The organism is Bradyrhizobium sp. (assembly GCF_036735945.1).
In the GTDB taxonomy this organism is placed as follows: domain Bacteria; phylum Pseudomonadota; class Alphaproteobacteria; order Rhizobiales; family Xanthobacteraceae; genus Bradyrhizobium.
Map to the genome: position 1 here is coordinate 1 of NZ_DAINNI010000198.1, position 6,046 is coordinate 6,046.

At 62.9% G+C, this 6,046-nt stretch carries 6 protein-coding genes and 1 tRNA gene; 3 read left to right on the forward strand and 4 right to left on the reverse strand.

What is annotated here, in order from left to right; genetic code table 11:
• Positions 1-122 precede the first annotated feature (122 nt).
• Positions 123-198, reverse strand: a tRNA-Trp gene (locus tag V7E26_RS28755).
• Between the two features lie 151 nt (positions 199-349).
• On the opposite strand from V7E26_RS28755, the gene V7E26_RS28760 reads away from it, so the two are divergent.
• On the forward strand, positions 350-1,576 hold the full coding sequence (locus V7E26_RS28760) for a serine hydrolase domain-containing protein (RefSeq protein WP_324422774.1): 1,227 nt from the start codon (positions 350-352) through the stop codon (positions 1,574-1,576).
• A gap of 134 nt (positions 1,577-1,710) precedes the next feature.
• Here the strand turns inward: V7E26_RS28760 and V7E26_RS28765 are convergent, their stop codons facing one another.
• Positions 1,711-2,478 carry an SDR family NAD(P)-dependent oxidoreductase gene (locus tag V7E26_RS28765; protein WP_324422775.1) on the reverse strand — a complete coding sequence of 256 codons (768 nt, stop codon included), beginning with the start codon at positions 2,476-2,478 and terminating at the stop codon, positions 1,711-1,713.
• Between the two features lie 71 nt (positions 2,479-2,549).
• Positions 2,550-3,245 carry a histidine phosphatase family protein gene (locus tag V7E26_RS28770; RefSeq protein WP_324422776.1) on the reverse strand — a complete coding sequence of 232 codons (696 nt, stop codon included), beginning with the start codon at positions 3,243-3,245 and terminating at the stop codon, positions 2,550-2,552.
• Positions 3,246-3,383: 138 nt separating this feature from the next.
• Between V7E26_RS28770 and V7E26_RS28775 the strand changes: the two genes are divergently transcribed.
• Entirely contained in the window at positions 3,384-4,169 is a 786-nt protein-coding gene (locus V7E26_RS28775) for an SDR family NAD(P)-dependent oxidoreductase (protein ID WP_324422777.1), read from the forward strand.
• 11 nt (positions 4,170-4,180) lie between these two features.
• Here V7E26_RS28775 and V7E26_RS28780 read toward each other — a convergent pair whose 3' ends face one another.
• Positions 4,181-5,092: a DMT family transporter gene (locus V7E26_RS28780; RefSeq protein ID WP_324422778.1), complete on the reverse strand. Its 912-nt coding sequence runs from the start codon at positions 5,090-5,092 to the stop codon at positions 4,181-4,183.
• A 400-nt stretch (positions 5,093-5,492) separates the two neighbouring features.
• On the opposite strand from V7E26_RS28780, the gene V7E26_RS28785 reads away from it, so the two are divergent.
• Positions 5,493-6,046: hypothetical protein (locus tag V7E26_RS28785; protein ID WP_324422779.1), on the forward strand; the 554-nt coding region annotated here is incomplete at its 3' end.

Below are 6,046 nucleotides of genomic sequence, written 5' to 3' on the forward strand. Positions count from 1 at the left end.
TACGCCACGCTCGCCAGCCTCTCAACAATCCGCTGATGAATAAGACGGGCTAGCCGGCCCGTGAACCCGGTCGCCCAGCCTCAGCCGTCGCTATCAAATCAGGATTAAGTGCTTGATTTAGCTGGCAGGAGTGGCAGGGCTCGAACCTGCGACCCCCGGTTTTGGAGACCGGTGCTCTACCAATTGAGCTACACTCCTGCAGGGAACCGGCGGCGTGCGCCGGTTCGCGCCGTTTCAAGCATAGGGCATACCCCGATTGCAAGGGCGAAGCGGCTTTCCGCCTATCCAAAGCGCGGCTTATGCGCCAGACTTTGTCCTCACCAGAACAACAAGCGCAACGGGAGAGACCATGAACGCGCAGACCGCCACCGCCCGCCAGTCATCCAGCCCGAAAACCCCTTCTCTCCCCGACGCCAGGCCCGAAACAATCGGGCTCTCGCCCGCCCGCCTGCAGGCCATGTCTGACGCCTTCAAGCGCGAAGTCGACAAGGGAACCCTGCCCGGGGCCACCGTCATGGTGGCGCGGCGCGGCCAGATCGGCTGGTTCGACGCCATCGGCCGCCAGAGCCCGACCGCCAGCACGGCAATGGCTCATGACAGCATCTTCCGCATCTTCTCGATGACCAAGCCGATCGTTTCCGTCGGCATCATGATGCTGATCGAGGACGGCCACTTCATCCTCGGCGACCCCGTCGCAAAGTTCATTCCGGAATTCGCCAACCAGCAGGTCGGCATCGAGAACAACGGCAAGCTCGACCTCGTGCCGGTGAAGCGGCAGATGACCGTGCAGGACCTGCTGCGGCACACCTCCGGCCTGACCTACGACCACACCGGCAACGGCCCGGTCCAGCAGCTCTATCAGCAGTCGCGGCTGCGCAGCCGCAAGATCACCAATGCCGAGCATGCCACCATGATCGCCGGCATGCCGCTGATGTGTCAGCCGGGCGCTGAATGGAACTACAGCCGCTCGACCGACGTGCTCGGCCGCATCATCGAAGTCGTCTCCGGCAAGTCGCTCGGCGCATTCCTCACCGAACGCATCCTGGCGCCGCTGCAGATGGCCGAGACCGCCTTCCATACCGCGGAAGCCAACGCCGGCCGCCTGGCTGAGGCATACGCGACCGATCCCTGGAACGGCGACAAGGTGCAGCTCTTCAACATGCTCGAGAAGCCGGCGATGGAATCCGGCGGCGGCGGACTGGTCTCGACCACCATGGACTATGCGCGGTTCTGCCAGATGCTGCTCAACGGCGGGTCGCTCGACGGCAACAGGATCATCGGCCGCAAGACGCTGGAGCTGATGGCCTCCGATCACCTCACGGCCAATGTGAAGGTGGACTCGCCGCTGATGCCGCCCGGCCACGGCTTCGGCCTCGGCTTCGCCGTCCGCACGCAGCGCGGCATCGCGCCCTTCCCGGGCTCGCTTGGCCAGTTCTTCTGGAGCGGAATGGCCGGCACGTTCTTCTTCATCGATCCGGCCGAGGACCTGTTCACGGTGTTCATGATGCAGGGCCCGGGACAGCGCGAATATATCCGCAACCTGCTGCGCGATCTGGTCTACGCGGCGGTGGAGTGAGGCCTCGTGCCCCGGACGCGACGCAGCACGCAGTAATGTGTCGCCGAGCCGGGGCCCATACCGTGCGGCGTGACACGTAGGTCCCGGCTCTGCGGGGCAGCGTTTTCGCGCTGCACCGCGTCCGAGACGCGAGTTCAACTGATCGTCGCGCCGCCGTCGATCACGATGGTCTGGCCGGTCATGAAGTCGCCGGCCTTCGATCCCATCAGCACCGCGGCGCCCGCGATCTCGTCGGGCACGCCGATCCGCAGCAGCGGGGAACGCGCGGTGGACGCCTTCAGCGTGTCCGGATTGTCCCACAGCGCCTTGGCGAAATCGGTCTTGATCAGGCCGGGCGCGATGCAGTTCACGCGGATGTTGTGCTTGCCGTATTCGCAGGCGAGGTTGCGCGCGAGCTGCATGTCGGCCGCCTTCGAGATCGCGTAGGCGCCGAGCACGGTCGAGCCCTTCAACCCTCCGATCGAGGAGACGATGACGATCGAGCCGTCCTTGCGCTCGATCATCTGCGGCACCACCATGTTGATCAGCCAGTTGTTGGCGACGATGTTGTTGTCGAGGATCTTGCGGAACTGATCATCGGAGATGCCGGCCAGCGAGCCATAATAGGGGTTCGACGCGGCGTTGCAGACCAGCACGTCGATCTTGCCGAACGCGCGATTGGACTCGTCGACGAGGTTCTGCAGGTTTTCCTTGCTCGAGATGTTGGCGGCGATCGCCACCGCCGTCCCCTTGCCGAACTTCTCGTTGACCTCCCTGGCGACCTGGTCGCAGACGTCCTGCTTGCGCGAGGAGATCACGACCTTGGCGCCGTGCTCGGCCATGCGCTCGGCGATGGCCCGTCCGATGCCGCGCGTGGAGCCGGTGATGACGGCGACTTTTCCGGTCATATCGAACAAGCTCATGTCTCTCTCCCTGATTGAGATCTTGAATTTGGCGTTGAGCTAAGCAGTGTTCGCATCTTGCGACAACTGCCTTAGGCGAGCTTGACCTCCGGCCCGGCCGGCTGATGCATCGCGGCGTGCCTGGGATCGGCGATCCAGGGATGCTGGTTCACCATCGGCAGCCGCCAGCTCGAGACGCCGAGGCTTGCGATGTGATCGAGCCGCGTCACCGAGACATTGTCGATGTCGAACGAAAGTCCCCGGTCCGGCTGGCCGCCGAGCGCGAGGCCGACGGCTGCCTTGATCACGCCGCCGTGGCCGACCGCGATCACGTCCTTACCCGCTTCCACGACGCTGATCCGAACGATCGCGCGGCAAACGCGGGTATAGAGGTCCATGTAACTTTCACCGCCAGGCGCGGGCTCGTTGACGTCGGCGAACCAACTGCTGCCGACCGGACGGCTGGCGAGAAATGCTGCGCGATTCATGCCCTGCCACTCGCCGAGGTGCTGTTCGGCAAAGGCGGCATCCTTCATCATATTCGCGGGCTTCGGAAAGCCGGCAGCCCATATCGCTTCCGCAGTCAGATGGGTGCGCTTCAGATTGCTTGCGTACCACACCGCGTTGCGCGGCAGGATCTTTGCGACCGCTTCGAACACCTCGGTGTCGCTGGTGTCGCACTCAATGTCCTTTTGGCCGTAGATGTTGCCGCCATCGCCGCGCACCGGCGCATGACGCACCCACCACCAGCGTGTCGTGACGACTTTCGGCTTGTCTATATTGGACATCGCAACGCCCCTTCAATACTGTTCGTTGACGCTGTACGTCAGAGCACTCGTCGTCTCAAGTGACTTGGCGTTTGAAATTCTGTTTGAATTCCGCAAGGCGGCACACGTCGACCGCATCGCGCTACAAGGGAGAGACTCATGGGCCGCCTCGAAGGCAAATCCGTCGTCATCACAGGTGCAGGAAGCGGCATCGGGCGCGCCGCAGCGGTGCTGTTCGCCAGGGAAGGCGCCAAGCTCATCATCGTCGACAAGACCGAGGCCGTGAAGGAGACGGCCAAGCTCGTCAGCGATGCCGGCGGCACCGTCGAGGCCGTGATGGCCGACGCCGGCTCGGAAGCGGACGTGAAGGCCTTCATCGACAAGGCGGTGGCGAAATATGGCCGGCTCGATGCGATCTGGGCCAATGCCGGCGTCGGCGGCGGGCTGGTGCCGCTCGCCGATCAGACCGTCGAACACTGGCAGGAGGTGCTGCGCGTCAACCTGATCGGGCCGTTCCTCGCGATCAAGCATTCGATGCCGCACATGATCAGGCAGAAGTCCGGCTCGATCGTCTGCACCGCTTCGGTCGCGGGCCTCAAGGCCGGCGCCAGCGGTCACCCCTACGGCGCCAGCAAGGCCGGCGTCATCAGCCTGGTGCAGACGACAGCCTATTCGCTGTCCGGCACCGGAGTCCGCATCAACGCGGTCTGCCCGGGGCTGATCGAGACCGGCATGACCAAGCCGGTGTTCGACCGCGCCAAGGAGCGCGGCACCCAAGACAAGATCGGCCAGCTCAATCCCTTGAAGCGCCCCGGCCAGCCGCATGAACTCGCGGCGATGGGCCTGTTCCTCGCCAGCGACGATGCTTCCTATGTCAACGGCCAGGCGATCCCGGTCGACGGCGGCCTCACCGCCTCGATGCCTTACACGGGCAAGCCGGTGTAGCCACGAGACGATCACAGCCCATCCGGCGGCAGGCCGGAGGATTCCGCTGCCAATGCGCGGTGGCGGATGCGCTCGCGGTAGAAGGCGTAGAGGCCGGAGGCGACGATGATCGCGGCTCCCGTCACCATCATCGTGTCGGGCACGTCGCCGAACAGGAGATAGCCGAGCATCATCGCCCACAGCAGCGCGGAATAGCGGAACGGCGCCACCGCCGAGATGTCGCCGGTGCGCAGCGCCGAGATGATGCAGTGATAGCCGATCAAGAGCAGCACGGCAGCCAGCGCCTGCAGGGCGAGCGCATTGGCGGATGGCGACATCCAGCCGCCGAGCGGAACCAGAATCACGCCGCCGGCGCTGGTCACCGTCACCGTGGTCAGCAAGGTGATGAACAGCGACGGAATCTTGGCGGGAATTTTTCTGGTCGCGAGATCGCGCAGCGCGCAGAATGCGACCGACACCAGCGCGAACAGCGAATACTGGCTGAAGCCGGCAAGCCCCGGCCGCACGATGATGAGCACGCCGATGAAGCCCACAGCGATCGCCGACCAGCGCCGCCAGCCGACCGGCTCGCCGAAGATCACGGCCGCGCCGAGCGTGATCGCCAGCGGCAGCGCCTGGAAGATCGCCGAGGTGTTGGCGAGCGGCAGATGTACGAGCGCGGCCATGAAGCTGATGGTGCCGCCGATCTCGCCGACGACACGCAGCGCCACCGGCCTGAGCATCAGCGTCCGCAGCGGACGCAGCGCGCCATGATACCACGCGAATGCCGCGACCAGCACGATCGCGAACAGCCCGCGCACCAGCATCACCTGGCCGAAGTTCATCTCTGATGACACCACCTTGGTGATGGAGTCGTTCGCCGTGAACGCGGCCATGGACACCGCCATCAGCAGGCTGCCGCGAATATTCGGAGAGAGGGCCAAGATAGTGTTAGGCTCGGGTCAGGAAGGGCAACTACGGGACCGGCGTGCCAAAAACGCACCGCGAACTCAAGTGGCTGGACCGGAATTTCTAGTGCCCATATTGCTTCGCTTTAGCTTAGACTTTTAGACTTCCGCCGTGACATTTCCTTGCCCGGCTTATCTATCTGTGGTTGACTATCCGTAAGTAATTTCTCTTGAAATTGCATTCTTTGAGATTGCATACCGGTTTGTCCTCCGGGACATTTTTTAACGCACGGTAAGGTGCAGTCACTGCGTGTAGACATCAATTGTTCCGAAACCAAGCACGAATCATGCGTGCAGGTATTTCGCGGTTGCACGCCGCCTGCCATGCGTTGAAGGCAAGGGACTTCCCCGCTCTCCTTTACAAAGGCGGATACTCATGACCCACATTCTCAATAGCGATTTTTTTCGCGAAATAGCGATTGCCTTGTTCAGCCTGCTCGTGCCGATCGGCGTCTATATTGGCCGCATGAACGTGCGCGCCTCCCGCCGTGAGATTGTCCGTGACCTCGAGCAGCTGTTTCAGTCCACAAAGTCCGGCGGCCGGCCCATCATCCTGCCGTCCTTCGAGCTGGTGAAATACAAGTATGATCCGGATTCCAATCCGGAACGAACCGTCGGAACGGTGAACGCCAATTCAGTCCGCTATTACATCTTTCCCGTGGCAATCTACGTCTCCGTGACGCTTCTCTGCTTTTGGTTCGCCTTCACGCCGCGAGCCGGCGGCCCAATTCACTTCGAAAATCCCCAACAGTGGCAGGGAATGGTCACCTACACATTCTTAGCCAGCTATATCTGGACGCTGCAGTACCTCGTCCGACGAATAGCGAACTTCGACTTGTCTCCAATTTCGTTCTTCGCTTCGTCCCTTCACATCATGCTAGCCCGTCTTATTCATGATTGCCGGGCGGGCTGGTGGAACATTTCGGGTCG